This window comes from Myceligenerans salitolerans, from assembly GCF_017349295.1.
Classification (GTDB): domain Bacteria; phylum Actinomycetota; class Actinomycetes; order Actinomycetales; family Cellulomonadaceae; genus Myceligenerans; species Myceligenerans salitolerans.
This window is the reverse complement of the sequence record NZ_JAFMPK010000027.1, coordinates 175,115-191,868: the sequence shown is the minus strand read 5'-3', so window position 1 is coordinate 191,868 and position 16,754 is coordinate 175,115. Positions and strand designations below refer to the sequence as shown.

Here is a 16,754-nt window from a genome sequence, read left to right as displayed (position 1 = left end):
ACAGAAGTTTTCATCGCCCCGCCCCTGGGTGCTGGCTCGTTTTACGCGTATGGTGGCCCGCATGATCGAGGAGACACCGGGTGAAGCTGCTGTCGGATCCGTCTTCGACCCCGAGAGTCCCGAGGCCACGTACGTGCTCGAACCCGAGCTCGTCGCACCGCTCGTCGCGCGCGTCGCGTCGTCGCAGGGCGCCGGGACGCACCGGTCCACCTGCCCCTTCACCGGCGCGCCGCTCGCCACGATCCCGGTGTCGTCACCCTCCGACGTCGCCACCGCCGTCGAACGCGGGCGGCTCGCCCAGCGCATCTGGGCGCGGACGGACCTCGCGGTCCGGAGCCGGGTGCTCGACAACCTCGCTCGAATCGTTCTCGTGCGCCAGTCCGAGGCGCTCGACCTGATCCAGCTCGAGACCGGCAAGGCCCGCCGGTCCGCCTTCGAAGAGGTCGGTGACGTCGCGCAGGTCGCCCGCCACTACGCCGTGAGGTCCCGCCGCTATCTGGCCACCGACCGTCCCGCGGGCATGATCCCGCTCGTCACGGGGGTGCGCGTCCAGCGTCGTCCCGTCGGGGTGGTCGGAGCGATCGCGCCGTGGAACTACCCGCTCACCCTGGTCCTGTCGGAGGCGCTGCCGGCCCTGGTCGCCGGGAACGCCGTCGTCGTCAAGCCGGACCCGCAGACCACGCTGACCGCGCTGTGGGCGGCCGAGGTGCTCGAGGAGGCGGGCCTGCCCGCCGGGTTGTTCCAGGTCGTGGCGGGCGGACGCGAGACCGGCGAGGCGCTCGTCGACGTCGCGGACCATGTCGCCTTCACCGGCTCCACCGCGGTCGGGCGCAAGGTCGCCGCCCGCGCCGGCGAACGCCTCGTCGGAGCGACGCTGGAGCTCGGCGGCAAGAACGCCATCTACATCGCGGACGACGTCGACGTCGACACGGCACTGCCCGGCGTGGTGCGCGCCTGCTTCGCGAGCACCGGCCAGCTGTGCCTGTCGGCCGAGCGGATCGTCGTGCACGAGGCCGTCGCGGACGAGTTCGTCGCCAAGCTCGTGCGCGACGTGCGCAACCTCCGGCTCGGTGCGGGCCTCGACTACACGGCCGACGTCGGCTCGCTCACCTCCGACGCACAGCTCGCCAAGGTGACCGCCCACGTCGACGACGCCATCGCCCGCGGCGCCGTCGTACTGGCAGGGGGCGTGCACCGCTCCGACATCGGCCCCTACTTCTACGCGCCCACGGTGCTCGACGACGTCCCCTCCGACGCGCTCGTCGCCCGCGAGGAGACGTTCGGCCCGGTCGTCTCGGTGACCCGCGTCCGATCCGACGACGAGGCCGTCGCCGTGATGAACGACTCCGAGTACGGCCTCCACATGTCCGTGTGGTCCGGGGACACCGCACGCGCCCGGAAGGTCGCCGACCAGATCGAGGCCGGGTCCGTCTCGATCAACGACGGATACATGCTGACCTGGGGGTCCGTCGGCGCGCCCACCGGCGGCTGGAAGGCGTCCGGGCTGGGACGCCGGCACGGGAGGTCGTCCGTCGAGGCGATGACCCAGACCCGGACGGTCGTGACGGCGCGGGGCGCCGGGCGAGGGCTCGGTATCGACGCCGTGTTCGCACTCGAGGGCGCGGCGCCGAGCCGCATCCTCAGCGCCGCGCTGGAAGGCATGCGCAGGCTGCGGATCCCGTGACCGGCCCGGCGAGATCCCCCGGCCGCCGTCGTCGGATCCCCTGATCGGGGGAGGGCGCCCGGCCCGGGAACGGGGAACGTGGAGGCGTACACCTTCCAGATCGGAGGAACGCCATGTCACGAACCGAACTGACGACCGGCGCCGCCGGGTCCCCCGACGGGGCCACGGGGAACGGCGACCGCCCGGCCGTCCCGTCCCGCTCCGGCCGCACCCTGGCCGGCGCCACCGCCCTGAGCGGCGTCGCCGCGCTGCTCGGCGGTGCCTGGCTCGCGGAGCTGGTCCCCGGCTACTACACCCATCCCGGATACGCCCTGATCGCCGACCTGGCCGGCGCGGGGTTCGCCACCGTGCTGCACACCGTGGTCGCCCTGATCGGTGTCGCGTCCGGGATCGCGGGCCTCGCCGGCGCGCTGAACCGCCCCGCGCTCGTCGCGGCGGGGGCGCTGCAGGTCGCGGTGCTCGGCCTCGGCATGGGCAGCATGGGGACGTTGTCCGTCGTCGGCTACCTGGTCGCCTTCTCCGTCCCCGTCGTTGTCGTCGTCCTGCTCGTCCAGGTGGTCCGCAAGTACCCGCGAGGCCGGTGGACGGTGGGGATCCCGGCACTCGCCCTGGTCACCGCCGCAGTGGTCGTCGCGGGTCCGGCGATCACCGGAGCCCTCGCCGCCTCGGGCCGGGCGGTAGCAGGGATGGCCGGGACCGTGGGCGTCGTCCTGCTGCTCCTGGCGATCGCCACCGCCTGGGGCGCGGTCGCCGTCCGCGCGTTCGCGGCGGACGGCGGGACACGGCGCGCCACCGCCTGGGTCCTGCGCCACCGCAAGGCCATCACCGTCGTGGCCGCGACCGGACCGCTCCCGTACGCGCTGATGAGGCTCACCTGGCTGACGCCCTGGCCCGTGCTGTCCGTCGAGGACCTCGACATGAGCTCCCGCGTGTGGGGGCTCCTGCTGTCGGGCGGCGCCTGGATCGGGTTCGTGCTCACGCTGGGCCTGATCCTCCCGTGGGGCGAGGTGTTCCCTCGCTGGGTCCCGGGGCTCGCCGGGAAGCCCGTGCCGATCGCGGCGGCCGCCGTCCCGGGCGGCTTCGTCGCCGCCACGCTCACCTGCGCCGCACTTCCCATGCTGCTCGCGTTCAGGGGGCGCGGGGCCGACGAGTTGCTCCTGAGCGCCGTCGCCTTCCCGTGCTGGTACTGGGGACCGGCCCTGGCGCTCGCCGTCTGGGGCTACGTGGCGCACCGCCGCGGGGCGACGGCCTGATCCCCGGGACCGTCCGGGGGAGGATGGCGGAGTGTTCATGATCTTCGTGCGGCGTTTCGCCTGGGCGATGCTCGGCGCCGCGATCGGCCTGGCCGTCGTGCTGGTCGTGTTCTACGTGCTCCGGGCCGCGCTCGTCGGAACGTTGTTCGCCGCGGACGCCGCCTACGCGCCCGACGTGCTCGTCGGTGCGGTGAGCGTCGCGGTGGCCTTCGCCCTGGGGCTGGTCCCGGGTGCGCGGGAACTCGAGATGACCGCGGCCCGGAGCCTGCTGGGTCACGGGGGCGACCTCGTGATCCCGGGCAGGACCACCTGGGTCCACCGGTTCCGGACGGGCTGCTGGACGGCGTTCCACCTGCTGGCCGGACTCGTCGTCGCCTTCTGCCTGTTCGGTCTGGTTCCGGCGACCGTCGTGGTCGGCCTCGAGTCGGCGCTCGGGCGGTCGGTCGGCTCACCCGTGCCCGTCGCGGACGGGCCGGCGGCCCGGCTCGCCGTCGTGCTCGGCTGCCTGGTCGCCGGGCTCGTGCTGCTCGCCGCGGCCTGGCCGGCCGGCGCGCTGGCCCAGCGCCTGGTCGGCCGGTTCCTCGGGCCGACGGCGGCCGACCGCCTGGAGGTCGCCCTCGCGCGGCAGCGGCAGGAGGCCGAGCACACGCTCCTCGCGCGCGAGCTGCACGACGGCATCGGCCACGCGCTGACCGTCGTCTCGGTCCAGGCGGCGGCCGGCCGGCGGGTCGCGGCCACGCGGCCCGAGCGGGCCGCCGCCGCGTTCGCCGCGATCGAGGAGGTCTCTCGCGGTGCACTGGCAGAGCTGGACGCCCTCCTCGGGATGCTCCGGGACGACCGGCAGCCGTCACCGGCCGGCGGTGTGGCCGACGTCGTCGAGCAGCACCGCCGTTCCGGGCTCGACCTCGTGGCCGACGTCGACCTGCCCCCGGGCCTCCCGCCGCTGCTGCACCGTACGGTGGTCCGCGTCGTGACCGAAGGGCTGACGAACGCGCGGCGGCACGGGGCGCCCGGCGAGGTGAAGCTCGCCGTCGGGCACACGGAGCAGGAGGTGGTCGTGCGGGTGAGCAACGCCGTGGCACCCGGGGCGGCCACGCGGGACGGCGGTCGCGGGCTGGCGGGCATCCGGGAACGGGCTTCGCTCTTCGGCGGGAGCGCGGAGGCAGGGGTCGTGGCACACGCCGACGGACCGGAGGACGAGGCCGGACGCTGGCTGCTGTCCGTCCGCCTGCCGCACCTCACCGCGTCGTCGGCCACCGCCACGGCCCGGGAACCGCGGCCGCCCGGAGCGGCCGGAGGAGAGGAACGGAATGGTTGACCACGTGCGGGTGCTGCTCGCCGACGACGAGCCCCTGGTACGGGGCGGCATACGGCTGATCCTGGACGGCGAGCCGGACCTGGAGGTCGTCGCCGAGGCCGGCGACGGTGCCGAGGCGGTCTCTCTCGCCCGGGACGTACGGCCGGACGTGGTCTGCATGGACGTACGTATGCCCGGCGTGGACGGGATCCGCGCGACCGAGCTGGTGCTGCGGCTGCCCACGCCGCCCCGCGTTCTCGTCGTGACCACCTTCGAGCACGACGACCACGTGCTGGACGCGCTGCAGGCCGGCGCGTCGGGGTTCCTGCTCAAGCGCGCCGGCGCCGACGAGATGGTGCAGGCGGTGCGCACCGTGGCCGGCGGGCAGAGTCTGCTGTTCCCGGACGCTGTCCGTCGCCTGGTCCGGTCACGGCCCCGCGGGGCCGGGGCGGGCGTGCGCCTGACCGCCCGGGAGCGTGAGGTGCTCATCCTGGTCGCCGACGGTCTGACCAACGCGGAGATCGCCGCGTCGCTCGTGGTGGGGGTGGAGACGGTCCGTACCCATGTCTCGTCGGCGCTCGCGAAGCTGGGTGCCCGCGACCGCACCCAGGCGGTGGTCCGTGCCTACCAGGCGGGCCTGATCGACCTCTGAGAGGCCGGGCCGGCCCCGGGGCTCAGCGGCTCCCGCCCACGGGCGAGTCCGTGTGGTCCGCCGACCGCCGGTGGAGCACCGACTCCAGCGCCGCCTTCCAGCTCGCGGGGATCTCGCGCAGCTTCCATGCGAGGAGCGCCTTGACCGGGGTCACGCTCTCGCTGCTCACACCGACGCCGAGCGCGTCCAGGCCGGCGTACCGGCAGGTGAACAGCGCCCTGCGCAGGTGGTAGTCCTGCGTGACGACGACGGCCGTCCGGACGCCGTACTCGTCGCGGGCCCGGCGGCAGGTCGCGTCCGTGTCGAACCCCTCGCGGTCGAGGACCAGCGCGTCGTCGGGTACGCCGAGCGTGAGGATGTAGGCGCGCATCGAGCCCGGTTCGTCGTAGAGCCCTCCGCCCGGCAGGGCGTGGGCATCGCCGGAGAGGATGACCTGGTCGGCCCGGCCCGACCGGTACAGCGCGGCTCCCGCCTCGACACGCCGGCGCAGGTAGGTGGACGGCGTCCCGTCCGCCCGCAGCCCGGCGCCGAGCACGACGACGGCGTCCGCCTCGGGCGCGTCGGCGGCACTCACCACGCGGGAGTGGCCCACGGCCTGGACCCAGAAGACCGGCAACGCGACCGGCAGCGTGACCACGCCCACGGCGATGGCGACGACGTCGAACACCCGCCGCAGGAATCTCAGACGGGGGTTCACGGGGATGGCCACGGGGGCAACCTACCGCCCGGTGCCGGACACCGCCGATCACACGCGCGCCCGCGTGTCGCTCCGCGTGTCACCCGGAGCCCAGCGAGCGCAGCTCCGCGGCCAGGTTCGCCGCCGCCGACGCCTCCCAGCGGGCCCGGCCCCAGCCGGTGCGGAAGAGGTCGCCGTCACCGAGCAGGCCGCGCAGCACCCGGGCACGGCCGCGGCGGAAGAGCGGACCGGGGACCCGGGCGTACTCGGCGCGCACCTGATGGGTGTAGCGGACGTAGGCGGCGGGGGCGCCGCCGAGCACGGCCAGGTCCGCGTCGCTGACGAGGCAGCCGGCCAGGTCGTCGGGGTCCGGGGCATGGTCGGCGGTCACCAGGACCAGGCGGGCGATCTCGTCACGGTCGGCCCGCCCCGGCGGTGCCACCGCGCCCAGGAGGTCGTGGACCAGCGCCGCGGACGCGCGCTCGTCGGCCGGCGTGGCACCGTCGTGCACGGCGTCGTGGAACCACAGGGCGACCCGGGCCCGCCACGCGGTCCGCGGCGGTACCGGGTCCCCCGCCGCACCGGCATCGGCGAGGAGCACGTCGAGAGCGTCCAGCGCCGAGGAGAGGTGGAAGGTCGTGTGGTACGTCCGGTGCGGTTCCCGCCATCGCGCGATCAGCTCCTCACCCACGCCGCGCCAGGCGTCGCGCGGCACCGCCGACGCCGCCGGGTGGAGCGCACCCCAGCGGGACAGCAGCGTTCCCGCCTTGCTGCCGGCGCGTTCGACCCCGGGGACGCGCAGGCCGGAGGAGGCCAGGCGGCGGGCCAGCTCGCCGCCCGGCACCGGGACCGCGCCCGCCGCGACGAGAGCCCCGTAACGGGATTCCGGGACGTCGTAGTGGTCCAGGTCGAAGGCACGGTCCGGGACCCCGGCGGCGCGCGCGAAGCCGCGCAGCTCGATCAGGGAGGCGTCCGACACCAGGTGGGAGAACAGCGTGCCGTGCGCCGGCCACGCCGGCGGATCGATGAGGACGGTCACGGAGCGACCAGCGCGATCGTCTGGCGGGCGATGGCCAGTTCCTCGTTGGTGGGGACGACCATGACCAACGGCGTCCCCGCCGCCGGGGAGATCACCCGGGAAGCACGGGACCCGGCCTCGTTGCGCTCCCGGTCCACCGCCAGGCCGAGGAACTCCAGCCCTTCCACCACGCCCGCACGCACGTGGGCGGCGTTCTCGCCCACGCCGGCCGTGAACGCCAGAACGTCGATCCCGCCCAGCACGGCCGCGTAGGCGCCCACGTACTTGCGCAGCCGGTGCAGGTACACGTCGAGGGCCAGCCGGGCGTCCGGGTCGCCGTCCCCGACGAGCCGGGTGAGCTCGCGCATGTCGTTGACCCCGCTGAGACCGAGGAGTCCGGAGCGCTTGTTCAGGAGCGTGTCGACGTCGTCCACCGACAGGTGCGCCGACCGCACCAGATGGAAGATGATCCCCGGGTCGAGGTCTCCCGACCGGGTCCCCATGACGAGGCCCTCGAGCGGTGTCAGCCCCATCGACGTCTCCACGGCGCGTTCCCCGAGCACCGCCGACGCCGACGCGCCGTTGCCCAGGTGCAGCACCACCTGCCGCAGGGTGCCCGGCTCCCGTCCCGCGGCGGCGAGCATGGCCGTGACGGCCGGGTGCTCGGCCACCGCCGACGACACGAACTGGTGCGACGTGCCGTGGAACCCGTACCGCCGCACGCCGTGCTCCGCCGCCGTCCCGGCGTCGATCGCGTACGTGGCGGCAGCGGGCGGCAGATCGGTGAAGAACGCCGTGTCGAACACCGCCACGTGCGGCACGTCGAGCAGCTCACGCGCCACCTCGATCCCGGTGACGTTGGCCGGGTTGTGCAGCGGGGCGAGCGGCACGAGGCCGCGGACCGCCTCCACGACGTCGTCGTCCACCACCACGGGCGCCGTGAACGACGTCCCGCCGTGCACCACACGGTGCCCGACGGCGGCGATCCCCGCCTCGCGCAGCGACGGACCCGCCTCCTCGAACAGGTCGAGGACCAGCCGCAGGGCGGCGCCGTGGTCGGCCACCGGCTGCTCGCGGCTCACCTCCTCCCCGGCGACCTCGTGCGCGACCCGGCCGGTTCCCTCACCGATGCGTTCCACGACGCCTCCCGCGAGCACCTCGCCGGAGCCCGGGTCGACGAGCTGGTACTTGAGCGAGGACGAGCCGGAGTTCAGGACGAGGACGGTGGGCATGGCCGGATGGTCTCCTGGTGGGTCGGGTCGCGGCTAGGCGCCGGGTGCGGTCTGGGCCTGGATGGCGGTGATCGCGACCGTGTTGACGATGTCCTGCACGAGCGCGCCCCGGGAGAGGTCGTTGACCGGCTTGTTGAGACCCTGCAGGACGGGGCCGACGGCGACGGCACCGGCGGAGCGCTGCACCGCCTTGTAGGTGTTGTTGCCGGTGTTGAGGTCGGGGAACACGAACACGGTGGCGCGGCCGGCGACGTCGGAACCGGGCAGCTTGGACGCGGCGACCGAGGCGTCGACGGCGGCGTCGTACTGGATGGGGCCCTCGACGACGAGGCCGGGCGCGCGCTGCTTCACCGCCTCGGTGGCGGCGCGCACCTTGTCGACGTCGGCGCCGGAGCCCGACGTGCCGGTGGAGTAGGAGAGCATCGCGACGCGTGGTTCGACGCCGAACTGCGCGGCGGTGGCGGCCGACGAGACGGCGATGTCGGCGAGCTCGTCCGACGTCGGATCCGGGATGACGGCGCAGTCGCCGTACACGAGCACGCGGTCGGTGAGGCACATGAAGAACACCGACGAGACCGACGACGTGTCGGGGCGGGTCCTGATGATCTCGAACGACGGCCTGATGGTGTGGGCGGTGGAGTGGGCGGCGCCGGAGACCATGCCGTCGGCCAGGCCGAGGTGCACCATGAGCGTGCCGAAGTAGGAGACGTCGGTGACCACCTCGCGCGCGCGTTCGGTCGTCATGCCCTTGTGCGCGCGCAACCGGGTGTACTCGAGCGCGAACCGTTCCACGAGCTCGGCGCTCTCGGGCGTGGCGCCCGTCGGTGACAGGACGCGGGCGGCGTCCAGGTTCAGGCCGAGCTCGGCGGCGCGGCCGCGGATCGCGGTCTCGTCGCCCAGGATCGTCAGGTCCGCGATCCCCCGGGCCAGCACGGTGGAGGCCGCGCGCAGGATGCGGTCGTCGTCGCCCTCGGGGAGGACGACGTGCCGTCGCTGCGTGCGGGCGCGTTCGATGAGCTGGTGCTCGAACATGAGCGGGGTGACGACGTCGGGACGGGGCAGGTCCAGCCGTTCGGCGAGGGTCTCCGCGTCCACGAAGCGCTCGAACAGGGCGCGGGCGACGTCGATCTTGCGCTGGGAGTCACGGGTGACACGTCCGCGGACGTGGGACGCCAGACGCGCGGTGACGTACGTGTCGAGGTCGGTGCGGATGACGGGTACCCGGGGCGTGAGCGCCTCCAGCAGCTCTCGCGCCGGGCCCTCGGGGAAGAACCCGCCGTTGAGCACGATCCCCGCCAGTGACGGGAACGACGGTGCGGCGTGGGCGGCGAGCAGCCCGGTGAGGACGTCGGTGCGGTCGCCCGGCGTGATGACGACGGCGCCGTCGGAGAGGCGCGCCAGCAGGTGCTCGAAGCTCATCGCGCCGACGAGGACGTCCAGCGCCTCACGGCCCAGCAGCTCGGCGTCCCCGAGCGCGAGTTCGCCGTCCACGGCCTCCAGCAGCTGGCCCACGGTCGGCGCGGACAGGAAGGGCTCCTCGGGGATCGTCCAGACGGGCACGTCCGGGTGCGCCGACGACACGGCCTTGCGGACGTCGGCCGCGTTGAGCGTGTCGCACCGGTTCACCACCAGCCCGACCGCGTGCGCGTAGTACGCGCCGAGCTCGGCGAGCGCGGCGTCGGTGAGCGTGACGACCTCCTCGGGCGTGCGCTCGCGGCCGGAGGTCACGAGGAGCACGGGCGCGCCGAGGTTGGCCGCGATCTTGGCGTTGAACGCGAGCTCGTTGACGCCGGCGACGTCCGTGTAGTCGGTGCCGAGCACGACGACGGCGTCACAGCGCTCCGCCATCGCGTGGAAGCGGGACACGATCCGTGCCATGGCGTCGTCGGGGTCGAGGTGCAGATCCGCGTAGGTGACGCCGACGGCGTCCTCGTAGGGGAGGTCGACGCCGTCGTGCTCGAGGAGCATCTCGAGCACGTAGTCCCGTGCCGGCTCGGTGCCGGTGCCGGTGACCCGGGAGACGGGCCGGTAGACGCCGACCCGCTGGGCCTGCCGTACGAGCAGGTCGAGGACGCCGAGCGCCACCGTGGACTTGCCGCTCTCACCCTCCGGTGACGCGATGACGATGCTGCGGGTCGCGCCGGTCACGTGCTGCTCCTCAGGGACGGTCTCGGGTCGTCTGTCCCCAACCTAGCGGCCGCGCGTGGCGTGCCGGGGCGCTCGCGGTGTGACATCGACGGCTACTCGTTGTCACCTCCCGTGTCGGCGGTCGCCGGCGCCGCCGCCTTCTCGGAGCCCGGCCAGACCCAGTCGCGCACGTCGGGAATGTCCTCTCCGTGCTCCCGGGTCCAGGCGCGAGCGCGCAGGCGGGCGTCCTGCATCCGCTGCCGGAGGCCGGCCTGGGCCGAGCCGAGGGACGGCACGCGGTCGATGACGTCGATGACGAGGTGGTACCGGTCCAGGTCGTTGAGCATGACCATGTCGAACGGGGTGGTCGTCGTGCCCTCCTCCTTGTAGCCGCGCACGTGCAGGTTGCCGTGGCCGGTGCGGCGGTAGGTGAGGCGGTGGATGAGCCAGGGGTAGCCGTGGTAGGCGAAGATGATCGGCCGGTCGGGGGTGAACAGGCCGTCGAACTGCGGGTGGGTGAGCCCGTGCGGGTGCTCGGCCGCGTCCTGCAGCCGCATCAGGTCCACGACGTTGATCACCCGTACCTTCAGGTCGGGCAGCTCGTGGCGCAGGATGTCGGCGGCGGCCAGGACCTCCAGCGTGGGGATGTCGCCGGCGGCGGCGAGCACGACGTCGGGCTTCGTGCCCGGCTCCTCCGTCCCGGCCCAGTCCCAGATGCCCAGGCCACGCGTGCAGTGCTCGATGGCCCGGTCCATGGGCAGCCAGTTGGGGGCGGGCTGCTTGCCCGCCACCACGACGTTGATGTACTGCCGGCCGCGGAGGCAGTGGTCGTAGGTGGACAGGAGCGTGTTGGCGTCCGGCGGCAGGTAGACGCGCACGATCTCCGCCTTCTTGTTCATCATGTGGTCGATGAAGCCCGGGTCCTGGTGGCTGAACCCGTTGTGGTCCTGGCGCCAGACGTGACTCGAGAGCAGGTAGTTGAGGGACGCGATCGGGCGCCGCCACGGGATGTGGTTGGTGACCTTGAGCCACTTCGCGTGCTGGTTGACCATCGAGTCGACGATGTGGATGAAGGCCTCGTAGCTGGTGAACAGGCCGTGCCGTCCCGTCAGCAGGTAGCCCTCCAGCCAGCCCTGGCACTGGTGCTCGCTGAGCATCTCCATCACCCGTCCGGCACGGGCCAGGTGCTCGTCCACGTCGGGGCCGTAGAACTCGGCGTCCCACTGCTTGTCCGTGACCTCGTACACGGCCTGCAGGCGGTTGGACGCCACCTCGTCCGGCCCGAAGATCCGGAAGTTGTCGGGGTTGTGCCGCACGACGTCGGTGAGCCACTGGCCCAGCACCCGCGTCGCCTCCGCCGTGGATCCGCCCGGCGTGGGCACGTCCACCGCGAACTCCCGGAAGTCGGGCAGCCGCAGGTCGCGGAGCAGGAGCCCTCCGTTGGCGTACGGCGTGGCACTCATCCGCAGCTCACCGGGCGGCGCCAGGGCCGTGATCTCGGCCCGCACCGCGCCGTCGTCGTCGAACAGCTCCTCGGGACGGTACGACCGCAGCCACTGCTCCAGGACGCGCAGGTGGTCGTCGGTGTCGCGGGCGTTCGCGAGCGGCACCTGGTGCGCGCGCCACGAGCCGGTGGTCTTCTTCCCGTCGATCTCTGCCGGTCCCGTCCAGCCCTTCGGGGTGCGGAACACGATCATCGGCCAGACCGGCCGGGTGACGTCACCGTCGGCGGCACGCGCCTTGATCGCGGCGATGTCGTCCAGGACCTCGTCGAGCAGCCCCGCGAACCGGCGGTGCGTCACCTCAGGGGGCTCGTCCGAGCCGTCGGGCACCTCGAAGAAGTACGGCTTGTGGCCGTACCCGGTGAGCAGCGCGCCGAGTTCCTCCTGGCCGATGCGGGCCAGCACCGTCGGGTTCGCGATCTTGTAGCCGTTCAGGTGCAGGATCGGCAGGACCACGCCGTCACGGGCGGGGTTGAGGAACTTGTTCGAGTGCCAGGAGGTGGCCAGCGGACCGGTCTCGGCCTCACCGTCGCCCACCACGGCCGCCACGAGCAGGTCGGGGTTGTCGAAGACCGCGCCGTAGGCGTGGCTCAGGGCGTAGCCGAGCTCGCCGCCCTCGTGGATCGAGCCGGGCGTCTCCGGCGCGACATGGCTCGGGATCCCACCGGGGAAGCTGAACTGCCGGAACAGCCTCCGCACCCCCTCGGTGTCCTGCGTGATGTCGGAGTAGACCTCGGAGTAGGTGCCGTCCAGGTACGCGGACGCGACCAGTCCCGGCCCGCCGTGTCCCGGACCCGTGAGGTACAGGGTGGGCTGCCGGCGTTCCCGGATCGCGCGGTTCAGGTGCGCGTACAGGAAGTTCAGCCCCGGGGTCGTGCCCCAGTGGCCCAGCAGGCGGGGCTTGACGTGGTCGTGGGTGAGGGGCTCGCGCAGCAGCGGGTTCCCGAGCAGGTAGATCTGGCCCACCGACAGGTAGTTGGACGCGCGCCACCAGGCGTCCAGGCGGGCGAGCTCCTCGTCATCCGGGCGGTTCGTGGCGGACGCCGTCCAGGGTGTGGCGCCCGGGACCGGGCAGGTGGGGGAGCTGGCGGCCGGTCCGGGCCGGTCGCCGTCCGCGGACGACGGCGGTGCGGTGGCTGGGGAGGTCGTTGCCGGGAGGGTCGTCATCACACGCTCCTTGGTTCCGCTGGAGTCCTGACGTCGGATGCGGTCCGACGGGCCGCGTCTCTCATTCGACCGCAGGACGCGGTGGCTCGCCAGGGGTGGACGTCACGGGCCTCCGGGCCCGACGCCCCTTGACATTCCGGAAAGAACCGGCACGGTGCCCGCCCGCGCCGGGGCGGGCGTCCCGAGGCGTGATCTCCACCTCCTTTCCGTGCGCGATTCCGAGGCGCGCCGGGGGTGCGGGTAGCGTGGGGGCGTGAGTTTCTGGGCGGTGGCGCGGCGGCCGCGCATGATCGCGCTGCTGCTGGTGTTCCTGCTGGCCGCCGGCGGGTGCGGCTGGCTCGGCAAGTGGCAGCTCGATCGCGCCTTCGAGCGGGCGGAACTCGCGGCCGAGCAGGAGGCGCGGGAGCAGGCGAGCGCCGGCCCGGCCGGGCTGGGAGAGGTTCTGGAGCCGCAGGCGTCGTTCCCGGGCGAACTCGTGGGCCGGCAGGTCGAGGTCACCGGTGAGTTCGAACCCGGCAGGCAGTCGCTGGTCGCGGGCCGGGTCGGACGTTCGGGCGAGGTCGGCTACCTGGTGCTCGCCCCGCTCCGGGTGTCCGACGACGGCACCGGTGGCCGGTCCTGGTCCGACCTGTCCGGGGCCCCTGTGCTCGCCGTCGTGCGCGGCTGGGTGGCGGACCCGGCGGCCGCGGACGATCCGCCGTCGGGCACCGTGAGCGTGACGGGCTGGCTGCAGGCGGGAGAGGCGGCGAGCGAGGGCGTGGCGGCCGACGTGGCCACCGGTGACGGCGGCGGGGGCGAGGGCTCGCCCTGGCCGGTCGTGCACGGGATCGCACTCGGTGCCCTGGTCCAGGAATGGGGCGGGCCGATCTACTCGGCGTACGTCGTGGACTCGGAGACCGAGGGGACCGGTCTGGAGCAGCTGCCCCGCCCGATGATCGACGGGGGTACCGGCGTCAACCTGCAGAACGCGTTCTACGCGTTGCAGTGGTGGGTTTTCGGCGGCTTCGCGGTGGCGCTGTGGATCCGGCTGGTCCGCGACGAGATGGCGGGCGGCAGGCGTGGCGGCAACGCCACCGACCCCGGGACGGGAATCGCGGGGCTGCCGGCGGCATGAGGCTGCACCGGCAGCCGGCCGGTGTCCCCGGCACGCGACGACGGCGTCGGTGCGCGGGCCGGGCGGTCATCCCAGTGAGCCCGCCATGCGGGTCAGGGCCTCACGCAGGACGGGGCGAGGGGTGGCGAGGTTGAGGCGGACGAAGCCTCGGCCCGCCTCGCCGCAGAGCGCGCCGTCCGTCAGCGCGACCCCCGCGTGCTCACGGAAGTACGCCGCCGGGGACGACGCGTCGCCCAGGTCCAGCTTGCGGCAGTCCAGCCAGGACAGGTAGGTGCCCTCCAGCGGGGTGACGGCCACGTCCGGGACGTGGCGCGCGACCTCGTCGGCCAGTGCGCGGACGTTCCCGGCGAGGTAGGCGACGGTGTCGTCGAGCCAGTCACGGGAGTGGTCGTAGGCGGCCGCGGCCGCGACCAGGCCGAGCGTCGCGGCCTGCATCTCCGCGTGGTGGCCCACCGCCTTCCAGGTCGTGACGTCCGCGTCGTTCGACAGCACGAGCTGGGCGCACTTCAGCCCCGGCAGGTTCCACGCCTTGGACGCCGACGTCGCCGTGACCGTGTGACCGGCCGCCGTCGCGGAGAGCGAGGCGTAGGGCACGTGACGGTGCGGGGCGAAGGTCAGCGGCGCGTGGATCTCGTCGGCGAACACCCGGCCGCCGTGCCGGTCCACGACCTCGGAGATCGCGCGCAGCTCGTCCGGCGTGAGCACCCGGCCGATCGGGTTGTGCGGGTTGCACAGCACCAGCAGGTGGCCGCCCGCGGCGAACGCGGCGTCCAGCGCGTCGAGGTCGTAGGTGTACCGCGGGCCGTCGGGTCCCTCGGCGACCGCCATCGGCACCTGGATGACGTCGCGTCCCAGCGTGCCCGGCAGGGTGAGGAACGGCATGTAGGCCGGGGTGGGCAGGATGACGGGCGAACCAGGCCGTGAGTAGTGGGCGATGACCACCTCGAGGGCGGTGAGCACGTCGGACACGGGCCGGACCCGCGCAGGGTCCACGTCCCAGCCGTACCGGTCGGCGGCGAACCGCGCGTAGGACCCGGACATCTCCGTGACCAGAGCCTGGGGCAGGTAGCCGAACACGGCGCGGTCCACGGCGGCGTGCAGGGCGGCCGTGACCTCGGGTGAGGTGCCGAAGTCCATCTCGGCCACCCAGGCTCCGATGGTGCCCGGAAAGGCGGTCCACTTCATGCTGCCCGCGTCGCGGAGCTGCTCGGCGGTGATGGCGTCGAACGGGTGCGTGGTCACGAAGGCATTCAACCAAAGCGCCGGCCCGGCACGACAGGGTGTTCGGGACGTGGCCCGGTCACCCCTTCACCGTCTGGCCGACCTGCCCCAGCTTGCTCTTGAGGTAGCGCGGGATGCGCGCCGCCGCGGTCTTGCGCGGGTTGTCGGAACGCAGGCCCGGAACGGCGTGCGGCTCGACGAGCGGGTTGTCGGCCTCGGTGGCGTGCGCCGGAAGCAGGACGGCCGTCGGCGTCCACGGGTCGATCCCGTGCACCGCGTGCAGGCGCGCCAGTTCCCACACCGAGATCACGACGACGATCAGGGTTCCGGTGAGGCCGGCCATGCCCGCGGTGACGAGGTGCTCGCCCGTGGCGCCGCCGGGCAGCGTGCCCGAGGCGCGGCCCGCCACGGCGTCGGACGCCACGGCGAACCACTCCGGGCCGCGCTGGGTCACGTAGAGGCCGGCGAGCGCGAGCGACCAGAGTGCGGGGAGCGTGGGGTGGCCGTCGGCGCCGCGCGAGTGGAACGTGATGGCCAGCGGCAGCCCGACGGCGACGACGCCGACGAGCAGGATGAGCCCGATGATGCCCAGGATCATGAGCCCGGCCAGCAGGGCCAGCGTTCCGACGTCCGGAGGCCGCGCCTCGGGAAGCTCGGCGCCGCCCTCCGGCCAGAGCGGAGGAAGGACCATCACGTAGGCGACGGTCAGGACGCCGATGACCGCGAGCGTGGCGGGGACGCGCAGGGGGAGGAAGGGGGAGAGGACCGACCGCGCGCGCCCGTCCTCGGGAGTGACGGGTGGTGGGTAACGAACTCGTCGCTTGTACATCAAGAGCGAACCAAGAGAAATGAAAAGGGCGACGGCTGCCAGAGAGCTCACCGCCCAGAGGGTCCCGTGGGCCAGGATGCCGATCCAGGACGGCAGGCCGGTGTCCGGGACCGGGCCCGGCAGCGTGGTCGGCACGGCGCGCGACCGCATCAGTTCCGCCGTGAGCAGCAGCAGGACGCCGACGATTCCCCGAACTGCCGAAAGGTGGTCTATGCCGTGGTCACGGACGTATCGGTGCTCAGGGACCAGACCTGCCCGGAGTGCCCCGAAGCCGAGTCTGAGGAGGCCGGAGAAGCTTGACGCCACGGTCGCGATCGAGACCAGGACGACCGCGGGGATCGCCAGGACGGCGGTCGCGACGGCCAGATGGAGGAAAGTCGTCTCACCCATAACCGCCCCCTGATTCCGGGTGAAGTTCTACGTGGAACTATCTTTCCAAACCTTGGCGATTGGGGTCAATGATCGTTACGCTGTTGAGATGGAAATCAGAGGGAAGTGACGGACGCAACGGATGTGTCCGGTCCTCAGACGCCGAAGCGCTCCTCGAGCGCGGCCAGCTTGGCCTCCGCCTCGCCGTGGACCTTGCGCTCCAGCACGAACGACATCACCGGCACGACCCCCGCCAGCACCATCGTCACCAGGCGCCCGAAACCCCAGCGCATCTTCGACCACAGGTCGGCCACCGTGACGAGGTAGACGACGTAGATCCACCCGTGCGCGAACGGTACCCATGCGATGAACGGCATGACGGGGTCGACGTCGACGACGGCCCCGAGGACGTACTTGATGCCCATCTCGACCACCAGGACCAGCAGCATCACGCCGGTCACCAGCGCCAGGACGCGATATCGCGAGAGCGCGCCGCGCGCCTTGCGGATCGCGGTGGCGGCGGTCTCGGAGGAGGGAACGGACGGGCTCTCGGGCTCGGCGGTGCTCACACCGCGAGCCTAGTGGGCCGACGCCGGTGCTTCGCCGGCCGGGC

At 73.2% G+C, this 16,754-nt stretch carries 13 protein-coding genes; 5 read left to right on the top strand and 8 right to left on the bottom strand.

All coding sequences use genetic code 11. The annotated features are described in order from the left end of the window. Positions 1-61: 61 nt before the first annotated feature. From J0911_RS06210 to J0911_RS06195, 4 genes are all read left to right on the top strand, one after another. Positions 62-1,684, top strand: a complete 1,623-nt coding sequence (locus J0911_RS06210) for a succinic semialdehyde dehydrogenase (RefSeq protein WP_207274592.1) — start codon at positions 62-64, stop codon at positions 1,682-1,684. Between the two features lie 113 nt (positions 1,685-1,797). Beyond that, positions 1,798-2,937, top strand: a complete 1,140-nt coding sequence (locus J0911_RS06205) for a hypothetical protein (RefSeq protein ID WP_207274591.1) — start codon at positions 1,798-1,800, stop codon at positions 2,935-2,937. Between the two features lie 37 nt (positions 2,938-2,974). Next, complete coding sequence (locus tag J0911_RS06200) at positions 2,975-4,255, top strand: sensor histidine kinase (RefSeq protein ID WP_242636377.1); 1,281 nt, start codon at positions 2,975-2,977, stop codon at positions 4,253-4,255. Next, on the top strand, positions 4,248-4,886 hold the full coding sequence (locus tag J0911_RS06195; protein WP_207274589.1) for a response regulator transcription factor: 639 nt from the start codon (positions 4,248-4,250) through the stop codon (positions 4,884-4,886). Before J0911_RS06200 ends, J0911_RS06195 begins: the two co-directional genes overlap by 8 nt. Positions 4,887-4,908: 22 nt before the next feature. On the opposite strand, the gene J0911_RS06190 is transcribed toward J0911_RS06195, so the two are convergent. The 5 genes from J0911_RS06190 to J0911_RS06170 form a co-directional block, all read right to left on the bottom strand. Further along, positions 4,909-5,595, bottom strand: a complete 687-nt coding sequence (locus J0911_RS06190; RefSeq protein ID WP_207274588.1) for a SanA/YdcF family protein — start codon at positions 5,593-5,595, stop codon at positions 4,909-4,911. Positions 5,596-5,662: 67 nt separating this feature from the next. Then, the gene (locus tag J0911_RS06185; protein WP_207274587.1) at positions 5,663-6,601 is read right to left on the bottom strand and encodes a DUF4031 domain-containing protein; all 939 of its coding nucleotides are present in this window, start codon (positions 6,599-6,601) and stop codon (positions 5,663-5,665) included. After that, complete coding sequence (locus tag J0911_RS06180) at positions 6,598-7,812, bottom strand: acetate/propionate family kinase (RefSeq protein ID WP_207274586.1); 1,215 nt, start codon at positions 7,810-7,812, stop codon at positions 6,598-6,600. The genes J0911_RS06185 and J0911_RS06180 overlap by 4 nt, the downstream gene beginning before the upstream one ends. 33 nt (positions 7,813-7,845) lie before the next feature. Then, positions 7,846-9,960 (bottom strand): phosphate acetyltransferase, encoded by a 2,115-nt coding sequence (gene pta, locus J0911_RS06175; protein WP_207274585.1) that lies wholly within the window; start codon positions 9,958-9,960, stop codon positions 7,846-7,848. Between the two features lie 92 nt (positions 9,961-10,052). Continuing rightward, positions 10,053-12,608, bottom strand: coding sequence for a phosphoketolase family protein (locus J0911_RS06170; protein ID WP_207274584.1), 2,556 nt, complete (start codon positions 12,606-12,608; stop codon positions 10,053-10,055). 253 nt (positions 12,609-12,861) lie between these two features. On the opposite strand from J0911_RS06170, the gene J0911_RS06165 reads away from it, so the two are divergent. Next, positions 12,862-13,722 carry an SURF1 family protein gene (locus J0911_RS06165; RefSeq protein WP_307864943.1) on the top strand — a complete coding sequence of 287 codons (861 nt, stop codon included), beginning with the start codon at positions 12,862-12,864 and terminating at the stop codon, positions 13,720-13,722. A gap of 66 nt (positions 13,723-13,788) precedes the next feature. On the opposite strand, the gene J0911_RS06160 is transcribed toward J0911_RS06165, so the two are convergent. From J0911_RS06160 to J0911_RS06150, 3 genes are all read right to left on the bottom strand, one after another. Then, positions 13,789-14,964: a MalY/PatB family protein gene (locus tag J0911_RS06160; RefSeq protein ID WP_307864942.1), complete on the bottom strand. Its 1,176-nt coding sequence runs from the start codon at positions 14,962-14,964 to the stop codon at positions 13,789-13,791. Positions 14,965-15,022: 58 nt separating this feature from the next. After that, positions 15,023-16,162, bottom strand: a complete 1,140-nt coding sequence (locus J0911_RS06155) for a hypothetical protein (RefSeq protein ID WP_207274583.1) — start codon at positions 16,160-16,162, stop codon at positions 15,023-15,025. Between the two features lie 134 nt (positions 16,163-16,296). After that, complete coding sequence (locus tag J0911_RS06150) at positions 16,297-16,710, bottom strand: DUF3817 domain-containing protein (RefSeq protein WP_207274582.1); 414 nt, start codon at positions 16,708-16,710, stop codon at positions 16,297-16,299. Between the last annotated feature and the right edge of the window lie 44 nt (positions 16,711-16,754).

Coding starts and splice junctions, on each gene's coding strand:
- J0911_RS06205 (WP_207274591.1), top strand. CDS start 1,798: ATGTCACGAACCGAACTGACGACCGGCGCCGCCGGGTCCCCCGACGGG.
- J0911_RS06210 (WP_207274592.1), top strand. CDS start 62: ATGATCGAGGAGACACCGGGTGAAGCTGCTGTCGGATCCGTCTTCGAC.
- J0911_RS06195 (WP_207274589.1), top strand. CDS start 4,248: ATGGTTGACCACGTGCGGGTGCTGCTCGCCGACGACGAGCCCCTGGTA.
- J0911_RS06155 (WP_207274583.1), bottom strand. CDS start 16,162: ATGGGTGAGACGACTTTCCTCCATCTGGCCGTCGCGACCGCCGTCCTG.
- J0911_RS06180 (WP_207274586.1), bottom strand. CDS start 7,812: ATGCCCACCGTCCTCGTCCTGAACTCCGGCTCGTCCTCGCTCAAGTAC.
- J0911_RS06200 (WP_242636377.1), top strand. CDS start 2,975: ATGATCTTCGTGCGGCGTTTCGCCTGGGCGATGCTCGGCGCCGCGATC.
- J0911_RS06170 (WP_207274584.1), bottom strand. CDS start 12,608: ATGACGACCCTCCCGGCAACGACCTCCCCAGCCACCGCACCGCCGTCG.